The organism is Arthrobacter sp. WCS2018Hpa-7 (assembly GCF_031843805.1).
In the GTDB taxonomy this organism is placed as follows: domain Bacteria; phylum Actinomycetota; class Actinomycetes; order Actinomycetales; family Micrococcaceae; genus Arthrobacter.
The window spans coordinates 1-14,898 of record NZ_JAVTJB010000034.1; the positions used below are offsets into that span (position 1 = coordinate 1).

The following is a 14,898-nucleotide window of genomic DNA, read 5'->3' on the forward strand; positions in this document are numbered from 1 at the left end:
GTGGGGCAGCCGGGTCCCTACGTGGCGACGAAGTCGACACGAAAGGGCCTGCCCCCAGAGTGGGGCAGCCGGGTCCCTACGTGGCGACGAAGTCGACACGAAAGGGCCTGCCCCAATCTTTAGTGGTCGAAGAACACCAGGCTGGAGTTGATGAGTTCGGAGATGACCTCGGGATCGTGCGCCCGCCGGAGGGACTCGCGGAAGGACTCCTTGGACAACGAACGCGCCAAGGTGGCCAGAACCTCGAGGTGGTCGGAAAAGGAACTGGCAGGCGTGGCGATGAGGAGGATCAACGTCGCGGGGCCGTCGGTTGCTCCGAAATCCAAGGCGTGGCCGAACTTGGTCACACCTACCGCGATGGAAATCCTGTCCACGAACTCGCTGCGCGCATGCGGAAGGCCGATGCCGCCGGGAAGTCCTGTGGCCAGCTGGTGCTCCCGTGAGTGCACCTGCTCCAGGAAGCCTTCAAGGTTGCTGATCCTGCCGGCAGCGTGGAGCTTATGGGCCAGTTGGGCAGCGGCGTCGATCTTGTCCTCTGCGACGAGTTCAAGGATGACGGTGTCCGGGGTGGTCAGTTCCGCGTCATACCGGTCAAGTGGTTCAGCCAAGTCGTGTTCCCTCCAGTGTGGCCTTCCGGCCGCATTTTCCTGAGCCGGTCAGCGAAGGGGAACGATGTCATCCACTCCCATGCGCGCGGCATCTGCCGATTCGTCGTCAGGCTGCTGCTGACTGAGCCGTTCAGCTTCCACGCGTGCCAGGTAGTGCTTGATCTCGCTCTCGCGCTGATTCTCGCTCCAGCCAAGGATTTCTCCCATCAGCTTAGCTACTACCGGGAGGGCTGCCACACCCCGGTCCCACGATTCGATCGAGATCCGGGTTCGACGCGTCAAAACGTCATGGACATGGCGGGCACCCTCGTGGGTTGTCGCGTAGACGACTTCCGCGGCAAGGTAATCATCGGCACCCGGCAGTGGCTCCCCCAGTTCCGGTCGTTGGGAGATCAGCTCCAGCACTTCGGGAGTCATGGACCCGAAGCGGTTCAGCAGGTGCTCAACCCGGGCGACGTGGACGCCGGCTTCTTCAGCAGAACGCCCGCGCCGGTTCCAGGCGGCCTTGAAACCTTCCGCTCCCAGCAGTGGAATGGTCTCGGTGCAGCTTGAGGGAACTCGCTCGTCCATGGCCCTGGTGGCCTCGTCCACGGCGTCCTTGGCCATGACCCGGTAAGTGGTGTATTTTCCACCGGCGACCACCACAAGCCCGGGAACGGGATGTGCCACCACGTGCTCGCGCGAGAGCTTGGCCGTGGAGTCGTTCTCGCCGGCCAACAAAGGCCGGAGGCCGGCGTAGACGCCTTCCACGTCCTCACGGGTCAGGGGACGCTTGAGGACCTTATTGACGTGCTCCAGGACGTAATCGATGTCCTTGCTGGAGGCAGCCGGATGCGCCTTGTCCAGCGTCCAGTCGGTATCCGTGGTGCCGATGATCCAATGACGGCCCCAGGGGATGACAAAAAGCACCGATTTTTCCGTACGGAGGATCAGGCCCACTGTTGATTGGAAGCGGTCGCGCGGCACCACCAAGTGGATGCCTTTGGACGCGCGGACTTTGAGTTGGCCGCGATCCGTAACCATGGCCTGCGTTTCGTCCGTCCAGACTCCCGTTGCATTGACCACTTGCTTGGCCCGAACGTCAAAAACGCTGCCATCTTCCTGGTTTTCAAGCTTTGCCCCCACCACGCGTTCCCCCTCGCGAAGGAAGTCCACCACCCGAAGCCGGTTGGCCGCATGAGCGCCGTAATGGGCAGCGGTCCTGACCACGTTGACCACCAGGCGGGCATCGTCCACCTGTGCGTCGTAGTAGCGGATGGACCCCACGAACGCGTCATCCTTCAGGCTGGGAGCCGCGCGCAGGGTGCCACGCTTGAAGAGGTGCTTGTGCATGGGAACGCCGCGGCTGTGCCCGGAGGTCAGGCCCAACGTGTCGTAAAGCATGATTCCCGCACCGACGTAGGGACGTTCCCAGAACCTGCGCGTCAGTGGATACAGGAAGGGCACGGGGCGAACCAAGTGGGGGGCGATCTGCTGGATCAGCAGTCCCCGTTCTTGGAGAGCCTCTTGGACTAGGCCGAAATCGAGCATCTCCAGGTATCGGAGACCTCCGTGGATGAGCTTGGAGGACCTCGATGAGGTACCGGACGCCCAGTCCCGGGCCTCGACAATGGCCACTGTCAGGCCGCGGGTCACGGCGTCCAGGGCGGCTCCGGCCCCCACCACGCCGCCACCAACAATCAGGATGTCGAGCTCCTTGCCAGGTTCGCCGGTGGCTTTCAGGACTTCGATCGATGCGGCACGGGATTCCGGGCTCAAAGCTCCCGGAGAACTCGCCTGTGGACCGCCTGCGACATTGCTCATCGGACCCCTCCTCAAACGCAACAGCTGGTAGTCCCCTACCCTACTTGCTGCCCGCCGCATTGGGCAGGGCCAAGGCGGGCAGCCATGAAGCGGGAATTGCCCCCGAACGAAGAAAGCCCCCGTTGGCGCCGAGAGGAATCGGCAGCCAACAGGGGGCTTTGAGCGCGCAGTTGTCAGTTGCCTGCGTAAGGCGAGACAACGACGTCGACCCGCTGGAACTCCTTGAGGTCCGAGTAGCCGGTTGTTGCCATTGAACGGCGCAGCGCACCGATCAGGTTGGACGTGCCATCGGTATGGTGGCCGGGTCCGAAGAGGACCTCTTCCAGCGGACCGACAGTACCGACGTTGACGCGGTCGCCCCGGGGTGATTCAAGGTGGTGTGCTTCCGGACCCCAGTGCCAGCCGCGGCCCGGCGCCTCTTCAGCACGGGCCAATGCGCTGCCAAGCATGACGGCGTCGGCGCCCATGGCGATGGCCTTGACGATGTCACCCGAGCTGCCCATGCCGCCGTCGGCAATGACGTGGACGTACCGGCCGCCCGACTCGTCCATGTAATCGCGGCGCGCCGCAGCGACATCGGAAATCGCCGAGGCCATGGGCGAGTGGATGCCCAGGGCGCGGCGGGTGGTGGTGGTAGCGCCGCCGCCGAAGCCCACCAGGACGCCGGCCGCACCGGTACGCATGAGGTGCAGGGCAGGCGTGTAGCCGGCTGCTCCGCCCACAATCACGGGGACATCGAGTTCGTAGATGAACTGCTTGAGGTTCAGTGGCTCGTGGTTCTTGGAGACGTGCTCAGCCGAAACCGTAGTGCCACGGATAACAAAGATGTCGACGCCGGCAGCCACCACAGTCTTGTAGTGCTCCTGGGTGCGCTGCGGGGTCAGGGACCCTGCCACCGTGACTCCTGCGGCACGGATTTCGGCGAGGCGGGAGCTGATGAGTTCCGGCTGGATGGGTGTCTGGTAGAGGTCCTGCATGCGCCGGGTAACGGCCGGGCTGCTGGTCTCGTCCGCCAGGTCGGCGATCTCGTCGAGCACCTTCTGCGGGTCTTCGTAGCGGGTCCAGAGACCTTCGAGGTCCAGGACGCCCAGGCCACCGAGGCGGCCGAATGCGATGGCTGTGTCCGGGGACATCACGGAGTCCATGGGGGCAGCGATCACCGGGGTGTCGAACTTGTAGGCGTCGATCTGCCAGGAGACAGAGACGTCCTTCGGGTCACGCGTCCGGCGGTTCGGGACGATCGCGATGTCATCCAGGGAGTAGGCACGACGCCCACGCTTGCCACGGCCAATCTCAATCTCATAAGTCACGGCTCTTACTTTACTGGACCCCTCCCGGAACCCCGATTCGACACCAATAAAGTGAACACGTCACACAGTGTGGGAAATGACCCCAAGGACGGCTCACAGGATCGCGGCACTTCGTAAACTGGACGCAGAACCGCTAAAAGAAGGCAGAAATGACCGCGCAGAAAGAAATCCAAGCGTTACCTGTCAACGAACATGAGCTCATTGCCCTCGGCTCCCCTGTACGCGCAGACCTGGAGCCGTACCCCGGGTGAGCTACCAGACAGGCCCCGCGCCTCTCCCCCAACCTGCCCGCCCTTTGGACTATTGGCTTTCGGCGGAACTCGCCGCCGTTTCTCCGAGCGGCGCACGCTCGCGCCTGCGGGAAATCGCCTCCGCACGCGGTTCCTACATGGGCGCCTGGGCCGCCGGAATCGGGATGGGCGCAGTCCTGATCCTCTTGGGCCCGCTCCTGGCCATCCGGCTTGGCACGTTCGCCCCGGTTCCCGCCTTCGGCCTTCCCGGGGCAGCAATCGCCGTACTCTGCTGCATTTTCTATGCAAAGGTGCGGGACCGGCTGCCTCAAACAGACCGGTCACCCGTCAATCGTGGGCCCGGCAGCTTGCGGGGTGCGCTTGGCTTCGTGGGGTTCATCCTGACCGCTTTCATCGGGGTGTTCGCATTTACCGCCAAGCCATCGACCTGGCAGGATCCCGCCCTTCTGCTGACGTTGGTCGCGGTCCTGGCGTTTGTCATCTGTCTTCTGGTGGCCGCGATCATCGTCCCGGCCACCATCTTGGGCCGTTCCCGGGAATCACTTCGGAGCAAGGCTGTGAATGATCCTCGCTTCAGGGCGCTTCTGGAACAGGACCTCGCCACCTGGCGTGACCCGTATGGCGATGCCGGATACGGGCCGCTTTAGGTATCAGGGCGTGTTCTGGCTGGTCTCGTCCACGGAGAGCTGGGATTCGAACATCCGGAAGTAGCGACCCCTTAGTGCCACCAATTCCTTGTGGGTCCCCTGCTCCGCGATTCGGCCGTCTTCCAGCATGTACACGATGTCTGCCTTCTCGATGGTGGCAAGGCGGTGGCTGATGGCGATGATTGTGCTGCTCCGGTCAGCGAAGAGCCGTGTGAAGATGCGGTGCTCTGCCAAAGCGTCGATAGCCGACGTCGGCTCGTCCATGACCATGAATGAGGCGTCGCGGTAGAAGTTGCGTGCCATGGCCAGTCGCTGCCATTGGCCTCCGGACAGGCCGCTGCCCTTGCGCCCGCGGGGGTCCTCCATCCAGTTGCTCACATGGTTTTCCAACCCATTGGGCAGTTTATTGATGAATTCCATGGCTTCTGCGTCCGAGGCTGCCCGCCGGATGCGGTCGTCATTGCGTGGTTGGTCCACATCGCCCAAGTAGATGTTCTCTGCGGCCGTTGCGAACTCGTACTTCAGGAACTCCTGGCTCAGCACGGCCAAGTGCCGGTGCCAGCTGGTGACATCAATCCCGGCAAGGTCCACCCCGTCCAGGAGTACCTGGCCCGAATCAGGACGGTACAGGCCTGCCAGGATGCGGATCAGCGTGGACTTGCCTGCACCATTCTCGCCAACAATGGCAATGTGCTGGCCAGCCCGGATGGTCATGGAAATACCCTTGATGACCTCAACGTCGCTTCCGGTATAACTGAACCGGATATCCCGCAGTTCCACGGTGCCGGGCGACGAAACCAGCGGCTGTTCGTTGCCACTGGGAACCGGCAAGGCCATGAACAACTCATAGTCCTTGAGGTTGGCGAGGTCCTCGTCAATGGAGCTCAGGGAAGATACGAGGTTGTTGGCTGTGGACAGGGCCCGGCTGACGATCTGCTGCACATAGAGGAACTGCCCCACCGGCTGTGCCCTGGCGATGATCTGCCCAACGACCCAAATCAAGGACACCACCTCGGCGCCATATTGGAGTGAGTCCGCAACCAGCTGTTTGGGAATGTAGCGTTTTTGAAAGTCCAGGCGCCGCCGTTCGTCAGCATCCCGGAGCCGTGACCGGAGGTCCATGAGGTAGCCCACGATTCCGTAGAGCCGCATCTCAGCAATATGTTGGGGCCTCAGCAGGTTCTGTTCAATCATTCGGCGTTGACGCCGCGAATCCACCTGGGTGTTCCAATGCGCGATTTGCTCGCGTGACAGTTTGAACTGCAGGTACACACTGGGCACAATCGCCACCAGGACAATGACGGCGATCCACCAGCTGACCAGGACCAACGCACCGATGGCGAGGATCACGGAGACCAGCTGGGTGAAGATTGCGGCAATCCTGTCCAGTACGCGGGCGTACGAGTCCGAGAACCGCTTGGCGCGGTCGTAAAGGTCCACCGTTTCTTTGTCGTCATAACGCCAGAACTCCAGCGCCAGGAATCGTTGGTACATCATGTCGCCCACGATCGCGCCCACCTTAAAGCTCATGAGCTGTTGGATGTAGCGGTCAACACTGCTGAAGGCACCCCAGAACAACCCCAGTGCCGCAGTGATGATGACGTACAGGATGGCTTGGGGACCGGCGTTGGGATCCCCCGCATACCCGGCTGCCAGGGCCGTCGTGGTCAGGGCCGCAAAATACGTGGTGACCAACGGAAGCGTGGCGGAGATCAACGAGCCAAGCACCTTCATGATCACCGCAACGGGTGATGCTTTGAAGCTCACCTTCAGGACCTGCCCGACGGCGCGTGCGTACGGCCGCAGCGCCAACTTCCGGGGCGGCGTCGTCCCCGGTTGGGTTGGGTTCAACCGGATGGACTCCGGATGCCGCGGTTGCGCGGGCTTTTCAGACATGACCCCAGCCTATTCTCATGCGCCGACATTTCTGCACGGCGGTTAAACAGTTGTTCCCCGCGGAGATGCCTCCGCGGGGAACAACTGTTGTTACAGGTGATGGATCAGCGTGAACCGTAGTTGGGTGCTTCCACCGTCATCTGGATGTCGTGGGGGTGCGATTCCTTCAAGCCTGCCGGTGTGATACGGACGAACTTGCCGCGCGCCTTCAACTCGGGGATGGTCGGTGCGCCCGTGTAGAACATGGTCTGGCGGAGGCCGCCCACCAACTGGTAGGCCACCGAAGCCAGCGGTCCGCGGAAGGCCACCCGGCCTTCGATGCCTTCAGGGATGAGCTTGTCATCGCCGGAGACGTCAGCCTGGAAGTAGCGGTCCTTGGAGTAGGAGGTGTTCTTGCCACGGGACTGCATGGCGCCCAAGGAGCCCATGCCACGGTAGCTCTTGAACTGTTTGCCGTTGACGAAAATGAGATCGCCCGGGGATTCCTCGCAGCCTGCCAGGAGGGATCCGAGCATCACGGTGTCGGCACCGGCAACCAGCGCCTTGCCGATGTCGCCCGAGTACTGAAGGCCGCCGTCGGCAATCAGCGGAACACCTGCCGGGATGGCAGCCTTGGCTGATTCGTAGATGGCCGTGATCTGCGGAACACCAACACCGGCAACCACGCGGGTGGTGCAGATGGAGCCCGGACCCACGCCTACCTTGATGCCATCGGCACCGGCGTCGATCAGCGCCTGGGCACCTTCGCGGGTGGCGGCCTGGCCGCCGATGATGTCCACGTGGGCGGCAATCGGGTCCGACTTGAGGCGCCGGATCATGTCCAGCACGCCTTGCGAGTGGCCGTTGGCGGTGTCCACGAACAGCGCATCCACGCCGGCGTCGATCAGCTTCATTGCGCGCTCCCAGCCATCGCCGAAGAAGCCGATGGCGGCACCCACGCGCAGGCGGCCTTCGTCGTCCTTGGTGGCCAGCGGGTATTGCTCTGCCTTGGTGAAGTCCTTGGTGGTGATGAGGCCCTTAAGGCGGCCCTGTTCGTCCACCAGGGGAAGCTTCTCGATTTTGTTGGTGGCGAGCTTGTGCGAGGCTTCCTCGCGGCTGATGCCCACGTGCCCGGTGATGAGGGGCATCTTGGTCATGGCGTCGCTGACGCTGCGGAGCGGGAATTCCGATTCCGGAATGAAGCGGGTGTCGCGGTTCGTGACAATGCCCAGCAGGCGTCCGTCGGTGTCCACCACGGGGAGGCCGGACACACGGTAGCGGGAACACAGCTCATCCAGCTCCTGCAGGGTGGCCTGCGGCCCAATGGTCAGCGGGTTGGTGATCATGCCCGATTCGCTGCGCTTGACGCGGTCCACATGCTCGGCCTGGTCGTCGATGGACAGGTTGCGGTGGACAACGCCCAGACCGCCCTGGCGCGCCATGGCGATGGCCATGCGGGACTCTGTAACAGTGTCCATTGCCGCGGACAGCAACGGCGTCTGCACGGAGATGCGCTTGGAGATGCGGGAGGACGTGTCGGCGTCGGACGGGATGACGTCGGTGTGGCCCGGGAGCAACAGGACGTCGTCGTACGTCAGGCCAACAAAGCCAAAGGGATCGTGTTCGGGCTGGGTCATGAGTGTGCGCCTCTTACCTGGGTTCCGGGGGCTTAACTGGTAGGGGTTGCAACTGATGACCAGCCCGTCATTACGGGACTGGCCTGTGCATAAGGTACCTGTACAGAAATTACCTGTGCAGAAGGTATTGGATAAATACTAGAACCTTCGCGCCGATCACCATATTCCGCGAGGCCTGAGTGTGAGCAACGGCACTGGACTTAGCCGCCGGACCAACCGGTGGCGGCAAGGAGCCGCTCCTCGAACATGGGGATCATGCTCTGCACGTAAGTCTTGGTGAGGTGGTTGTCGTCCTTGTAGACGTAGACGTTGCCCACTACTGCCGGACAGGTGCCCTGTTCGCAGATGAAGTCGCTCATATCCATCAAGTAGAGCCGGTCCACTTTGCCCACGTAGTCGTCCAGCGGCGACGACGCGGCCAGGGACTCCTCCAGCGGGGCGTTGCAGTCCGGCGAATCAGGGCCCTTTTTCTGCACGCACTCCGGCATATTGATGCTGAAGCGGGGGTTGTCGCGGACGCCAACAACGTCCATGCCTGCATCCGTGAACGGCTGGATGCCTTCAAGGTAGCCGGGCACTTCGGTCTCAAAGGGCGCTGTGGCGTGGGTCAGCGACGCTACCGTGAAGACGGCATCCGGCTGGTGCTCCATGACGTAGGCAGCACTTGCCTTGTTGAAATCGTTGCATTCATCGGTCCGTTCAGGGGACTCGGCGCCGAACCGGCAACTGCCCTTCAAGAGCGTCACCACTTCCCACCCGTGCTGCTTGGCGATGGGGCCCAGCGCAGCCATGTACTGCTGGGCATGCGAATCACCGAGCACCACGATCTCCTTGGTGACTTCCTCGGGTTCATCGTTTTGGAGGCAGCCCTCCAGCAAAGGGTCCGAGGGCACGTTGTCGCCAGTGCACAGGCCGTCAATGTCGGCCCATTCGTCCTTCATCGCGGCAGGCGCCGGGATGATCATTGCTTCCTGGGTAGGTTCACCAACGAACTCCGGGGACAACGCGGCTGCTCCCGGAGTCAGTTCCTTGGGCTGGCCGGCGATCGCCGCGCTTTCAGATGCGATGGCCCCCTGCCAAACAGTCACGGGGAGCGCCAGCAACGCACCGCAAGCGGCAACCACGACGGCGGCACGCCAGGACCGCACGTCCGGCCACTTCCAGCGGCGCATGGGAACTTCCACGTATTTGGTGGTGGCAACGGCCAGCAGCATGGAGAAGGCCATGATCCCCAACCCTTGAAGGAGGTTGGGCGTGGTGGTCCCGGAGACCAACAGGAAGAACACCAGGACGGGCCAGTGCCACAAGTAAAGAGCGTAGGAGTTATCCCCCACCACCACCAGCGGCCGCGAGCTCAGGATGCGGTCCACGCCGAAACGGCTGGTGCTCTGCCCGGCGATGATGACCGCCGCGGCAGCGAGCGTCGGCCAGAGCGCGACAAAGCCCGGGAAGGATCGGTCCACGGTGAGGACCAGTCCGCAGGCGAGCATGGCGGTAATACCGGCCCACCCCAGGAATACGCGGACTCGGCGTCCGGGCTTCAGGTACGGAAGAGCGAGGGCGAGCAAAGAGCCCAACGCGAACTCCCAGAGGCGGGCACGGGTATCAAAGTACGCCACGGCCTGGTTGTTGGTGGTCTGATCGATGGAGTACACCAGAGATGCCACGAAGACGGCCCCGAAGGCCACGAAGAGGAGCGTCCGGTGGGTTACTGCCTTCCGGTCCGGGAAGAGCTTGGCCACCTGCGGCTGCAGCAAGGCAACAGCGGCGAAGACCAAGGGCCACAGGATGAACACCTGGCCTTGGACGGACAGTGACCAGAAATGCTGGAGCGGGCTCGCTCCCGAATGGTCCTGGGCGTAGTAGTCCACGGCAGTGTCTGCCAGCTGCCAGTTCTGCCGGTAGAGCAGCGATGCCCACGCCTCCGCAAGGACATCCGGCCACCGGCTCTGCGGGATGAAGGCCCACGTGGCGGTCAGGACCCCCAACAAGACCACGACGACGGCGGGCAGCAGCCGCTTGAAGACATGCAGCCAGTGCCGCAGGAGCCTCAGTGGCTTCCCGTTCTCGAGTTTGCGTGTGAAGGACAAGGTCAGCAGGAATGCCGAAATGAGCAGGAAGACGTCAACCCCGCCGGAGACCCGGCCAAGCCAAATATGGTAGGCGGCCACCATCAGCACAGCCAGGGCGCGCAGGCCTTGGACCTCCGGGCGGAAGCCGGGCTTCGCCGTCGTGCGTTTCTCCCGGCCAGGTGCCGTCACTGCTGTAGGTGCGTCCATCATCGCTGCCACCCGGTCGCGGCAAACCACCTTTCTTCAAACATCTCGGCCATGCTGGTCACATATGTCCTGGACAGGTGGTTATCGTCCAGATACACGAACACGTTTCCTACCACGCTGGGGCAGGTGATGCCGTCGCAGAGGAGGTCGGTCATGTCCAGGAAGGCTGCGTTGCCGAACGTTCCCTGCACGGCTGCGAAGGGGCTTTCCGCGGCAAGGACCTCGGGCTGGTCGGACTTGCAATCAGCGCTGTCCACGCCTTTGGACAACGCACATTCGGTGACGTTGTAGTCATAGCGGGGGTTATCGCGGATGGCCACCACCTCGATGCCGAGGTCGTTGAGGTTGGTCACCGTCTGTTCAAAGCCGTACACCAACTGCTCATCCGGTGACGACGGGGACGCCATGGTTCCCACCATGAAGACAGTGTCCGGCGCCTTCTCGGCTGCGTAGCGGAAAGCGGCCGCGTTGAAGTCGTTGCAGCCGGAATCGGCGTCCGGGTTCTCCGGCATGAAATGGCATCCGCCCAGCAAAAGGGCAGTCACCTTCCAATGTTCCGCTTCGGCCAGCGGGCCCAGCGCGGCCAGCCACTGCTGGGAGTGGGAGTCGCCCAACACCAGGATTTCCCTGTCGGCGTCCTCCCCCACGCCGTTCTGCTGGCACTTGTCCTGCAGCTGCTTGTCCTCCGGTTTGGCATCGCCCTCGCACGGACCCGACAACGTTGCCCAGTCTTCCGGGAGTTGCTCAGCGGTGGGCAGCGTCTTGGCGCCATCGCTGACCAGGTCCACGTACCCAGGGACCAGCGCGTGGGCACCGGGGTTGTCGTTGAACGCTTGGGCCTGAGCTGCTTTGAGGTCCAGGTCCTGCTTGTATTGGAAACCCAAGAGCGGCGCGCACGCCACGGCAAGGCAGGCTGCGATGGCGATGGCCGAACGGCGGCGCTTGACCTCGGGCCACTTCCATTCCCGGAACGGCTTCTCCACATACTTGGTGGTCAGGAACGCCAGCACCAGCGACAGTGCGATGATGACCGTTCCAGACAGCCAACCTGCATGGTCCTTGCCGCTCCACGCCAGGGCGATCACCAGGATGGGCCAGTGCCACAAGTAAAGGGCATAGGAGTTGTCACCCAGCCGGACCAGGAATTTTGAACTCAGGATCCTGTCCACGCCCAAACGGCTCCCGGTCTGGCCCGCGGCAATCACGGCAACAGCGGCCAGCGTGGGCCACAGAGCAACAAACCCGGGGAATGCCGTCTGCACCTGCAGCAGGACGCCGCAGCTGAGCATGGCGGCCACGCCGATCCATCCCATGATGACGCGGATGGGTTTGGCGAAGTTCAACCCCGGAAGAATCAGCGCCAGCAACGTGCCCAAGGCGAACTCCCACAGGCGCGCAAACGTATCGAAGTACGCTACCGCCTGGTTGGTGGCCGTGAAGATGACGGAGTAGGTGAGGGAGAGGACAAAAATAATTGCGAAAACGTAGGCGAGAGTCGCCCGGTACCTCAGGCTGAACCGGCGGCAAAGAACTGCGACGGTGGCGAAAATGACGGGCCAAAGGATGAACACCTGGCCCTGGATGGAGAGGGACCAGAAGTGCTGGAGCGGACTGGCGAGGCTGTGGTCGGTTGCGTAGTAATTCACCGCCAGGCCCTGCAGGAGCCAGTTTTCGAAGTAGAACAGTGAAGCCCACGCCTGGTGGACCACCTCTACCCACCGCGTGGGCGGAAGGAAGGCAAACGTCGCCGCGAGCGTGGCCAACAGAACCACCACGACGGCGGGAAGCAGCCGCCGGAACAGGTGCAGCCAGTGCCGCAAAAGGTCCATGGGCCGGCCCTGTTTATACCGGCCGGTGAACTGCAGCGTCATGAGGAAGGCAGAGATCAGGAGGAACACATCGACGCCGCCGGAAACCCGTCCGATCCAGATGTGGTAACTGACCACCATCAAGACGGCGAGGGACCTAAGACCTTGGATCTCGGGACGGAATTTCGACTTTGCAACGGGTCCGGAAGACCGCCTGCCGGCGCGGGCAGGGGCTGGGATCGTTGGCATAGTCACGTTAGGCAGTTCCTCAAAAGCTGTGGCACAAAGCATCAATCATACGCGGTTTGGTGGCCCCCACCCAGTCGGGACCGTCTGATGGACCCGCTTCCGAGGGTCAATTAGTTCAGGCCCAGCTATGCATTTTCCCAGTCCCGCCTGTGCGTGGCCTGTGCTTGAATCACGGCCAAGCGCACGTGACGGAACTACGCTGGAGCCGGGCCGGAGGAAAGGAAACCCATGATCGTGCAGCTGCGCCTCTGCGTACCGGCAGAGATGTCCGACGCCGTCGTGAGGTGTTGCTCCGACCAGACCGGAGCCGCCGAGGTAGCCGTCCACGAAGGTGCTTCGGTGGTGCCACCCGGCGATGTCATCATCGTTCAAATCGCCCGGGAATCCGCGGAAGAACTGATCGAGCGGCTTCATGCCCTCAAGGTCCCGGACCTGGGCTCCATCTCCATATCGTCACCGGACCTGGTCTTGTCCAAGCGCGCTGACGACGCCGAGGCATCCGCTCCCGGTGAGTCGGCCGATTCCGTCATTTGGGACGAGGTGTCCAGACAAACCGGCGAGGACTCGAAACTGACATGGAGCTTCCTGGCATTTTTGGTGATTGCAACGCAGTTGGCGGCGATCGGCATTGTGACCGATTCCACGATCGCGATTGTGGGCGCAATGGTGGTGGGACCAGAGTTCGGACCGCTCGCCGCGTTGGCAGTGGGGCTGGTGGAACGGAAGTGGCGGTTGGTACGTGCCTCGTTGCTCGCGCTGGGCGTCGGTTTCCCGCTCGCCATGCTGGTCACGGCAGTTGCAGCGTGGCTCTCAGTGCCGCTCGGATTGTTTCCGGGCGACACGCTGGAGCGGGGATCAGCCGTAGAGTTCATCTACCACCCGGGTCCGTACTCACTGATAGTGGCCGCACTCGCTGGAGCGGCTGGAATGCTGTCCATGATCAGCCACCGTTCCTCGGCGCTGGTGGGTGTGTTCATTTCCGTCACGACTGTTCCGGCTGCAGGCTACGTTGCCGTTGCTTTGGTTCTGGGTGAATACAGCAAAGCGGCCGGATCAGCGATGCAGCTGGCACTCAACCTGGTGGGCATCGTGTCAGCTGCGGCTGCGGTTTTACTGTTCTACCGGCTCATCGGCAAGCGGGTTTCCTTGGCCCGGCGACCCTCCGGCTCCGGACGTCGCTCCGTTGCCAACCGGCGGGCCAGGTAGCGGGCATCCCGGCAGACCCCGGGAAGCGTTGCCGAGGCTGCCGCGAAGAGGAACTCCTGACCGATGAAGAACACTCCGGGAACATCGTTTGCCACTCCCCTGGTCTGCCTCGGTTCACCCTGTTCGTCGAAGACCGGCAGTTTCACCCACGAGTACTCCTCGTGATACCCCGTGCACCAAATAACGTTCGCAGCCTCCACCTTTGTCCCATCGTCCAGGACCGGCAATCCTCCCGAAACGCCCGCCAGCCTTGGAACCAATTGCACCCCCGCGGCGGCCAGGTCCTTGGTCTTGGTCCGGATCAGCGGCGCCGCCATGGATTTGAACCCCGGGGCGGCCTTGCGTCCGATCGGCGTGTTGAGCGTTAGAACACGGACCCCCAGGAACTTCACTACTGGCAAGGCGAAACGAGCTGCTGCCCTGCCGTGCTTCATAGGCATTTCGCCGCTTGGCTTCCCTGCAAGAACGGTGGAATGCGACCCTCCAACGTCAAGGGCGATCTCCGCCCCCGAGTTTCCAAGCCCTACCACCAGCACTGTTCCCTCCCTCAACTGCCCCGGGTTCTTGTAGTCCTGGGAATGCAGCTGGACTATGTCCGGATCCAGCTCTCCTGCGAACGGGGGCCGTTTCGGAAGATGGTGCCCGCCGGTAGCAATCACCACGTTGCGCGTGCGCCAGAGCCGGTCCCCTGCCGCGACAACAAACCCCTCCCCCTCGGATCTGATGTCCTCAACATGGACACTGGACACGAACGGGAGGTCGAAACGACGCACATAGTCCTCCAGATAGTTGGCCAGTTGATCTTTCGTGGGGAAGGCAAGGCGGTCTCCGGGGAAAGGCCAGCCCGGAAGTCCGTCATATTTGGCCGGTGTGAACAGTTTGAGGGAGTCCCAGCGTTGACGCCAGGCATCCCCTGGCCTTCCATGCTGATCCAGAATGAGGAACTCCCGGCCTTCCTTGGCCAGCCAGTATGCGAGCGCGAGCCCGGCCTGGCCACCTCCCACGATGATGGTGTCCAGGTCGGTGTGCTGCTGGTCTGGGTGCTGCTGCGAATCCATGGCTGGTTGTCCTTCCGTTCTTGGTTCTGTGGGGTCCTGATACAGCCAAGCTATGAGCCCAACCCCTCCCGTCGCGTCGGCAGAATGACGCATTCGGATCCACACGGCATGGGTATTTATGCGCAGTAGGTGAGAGTGGGATCGGCCGAACCACATGGGATGTGAGA

At 62.7% G+C, this 14,898-nt stretch carries 10 protein-coding genes; 2 read left to right on the top strand and 8 right to left on the bottom strand.

All coding sequences use genetic code 11. From position 1 onward, the window contains the following. Window positions 1-119: 119 nt before the first annotated feature. The 3 genes from RQH14_RS22075 to RQH14_RS22085 form a co-directional block, all read right to left on the bottom strand. Window positions 120-608, bottom strand: coding sequence for a PTS sugar transporter subunit IIA (locus RQH14_RS22075; RefSeq protein ID WP_311215254.1), 489 nt, complete (start codon window positions 606-608; stop codon window positions 120-122). A gap of 48 nt (window positions 609-656) precedes the next feature. After that, window positions 657-2,411 carry a glycerol-3-phosphate dehydrogenase/oxidase gene (locus tag RQH14_RS22080; protein ID WP_311215255.1) on the bottom strand — a complete coding sequence of 585 codons (1,755 nt, stop codon included), beginning with the start codon at window positions 2,409-2,411 and terminating at the stop codon, window positions 657-659. A gap of 173 nt (window positions 2,412-2,584) precedes the next feature. After that, the gene (locus RQH14_RS22085) at window positions 2,585-3,721 is read right to left on the bottom strand and encodes a GuaB3 family IMP dehydrogenase-related protein (protein ID WP_311215256.1); all 1,137 of its coding nucleotides are present in this window, start codon (window positions 3,719-3,721) and stop codon (window positions 2,585-2,587) included. Between the two features lie 247 nt (window positions 3,722-3,968). Between RQH14_RS22085 and RQH14_RS22090 the strand changes: the two genes are divergently transcribed. Continuing rightward, a complete protein-coding gene (locus tag RQH14_RS22090; RefSeq protein ID WP_311215257.1) occupies window positions 3,969-4,619 on the top strand; it encodes a hypothetical protein in 651 nt (216 codons plus the stop codon). A gap of 3 nt (window positions 4,620-4,622) precedes the next feature. Here the strand turns inward: RQH14_RS22090 and RQH14_RS22095 are convergent, their stop codons facing one another. The 4 genes from RQH14_RS22095 to RQH14_RS22110 form a co-directional block, all read right to left on the bottom strand. Then, window positions 4,623-6,515, bottom strand: coding sequence for an ABC transporter ATP-binding protein (locus RQH14_RS22095; RefSeq protein ID WP_311215258.1), 1,893 nt, complete (start codon window positions 6,513-6,515; stop codon window positions 4,623-4,625). Between the two features lie 104 nt (window positions 6,516-6,619). Then, on the bottom strand, window positions 6,620-8,131 hold the full coding sequence (guaB, locus tag RQH14_RS22100) for an IMP dehydrogenase (RefSeq protein ID WP_311215259.1): 1,512 nt from the start codon (window positions 8,129-8,131) through the stop codon (window positions 6,620-6,622). Between the two features lie 200 nt (window positions 8,132-8,331). Continuing rightward, window positions 8,332-10,410, bottom strand: a complete 2,079-nt coding sequence (locus RQH14_RS22105; RefSeq protein ID WP_396136345.1) for an acyltransferase family protein — start codon at window positions 10,408-10,410, stop codon at window positions 8,332-8,334. Next, the gene (locus RQH14_RS22110; RefSeq protein WP_311215280.1) at window positions 10,410-12,467 is read right to left on the bottom strand and encodes an acyltransferase family protein; all 2,058 of its coding nucleotides are present in this window, start codon (window positions 12,465-12,467) and stop codon (window positions 10,410-10,412) included. Before RQH14_RS22110 ends, RQH14_RS22105 begins: the two co-directional genes overlap by 1 nt. Before the next feature lie 228 nt (window positions 12,468-12,695). Between RQH14_RS22110 and RQH14_RS22115 the strand changes: the two genes are divergently transcribed. Beyond that, window positions 12,696-13,673: a DUF389 domain-containing protein gene (locus RQH14_RS22115; protein ID WP_311215261.1), complete on the top strand. Its 978-nt coding sequence runs from the start codon at window positions 12,696-12,698 to the stop codon at window positions 13,671-13,673. On the opposite strand, the gene RQH14_RS22120 is transcribed toward RQH14_RS22115, so the two are convergent. After that, window positions 13,586-14,731, bottom strand: a complete 1,146-nt coding sequence (locus tag RQH14_RS22120) for an FAD-dependent oxidoreductase (RefSeq protein ID WP_311215262.1) — start codon at window positions 14,729-14,731, stop codon at window positions 13,586-13,588. The two genes, RQH14_RS22115 and RQH14_RS22120, sit on opposite strands and share 88 nt — an antisense overlap. Window positions 14,732-14,898: the final 167 nt, after the last annotated feature.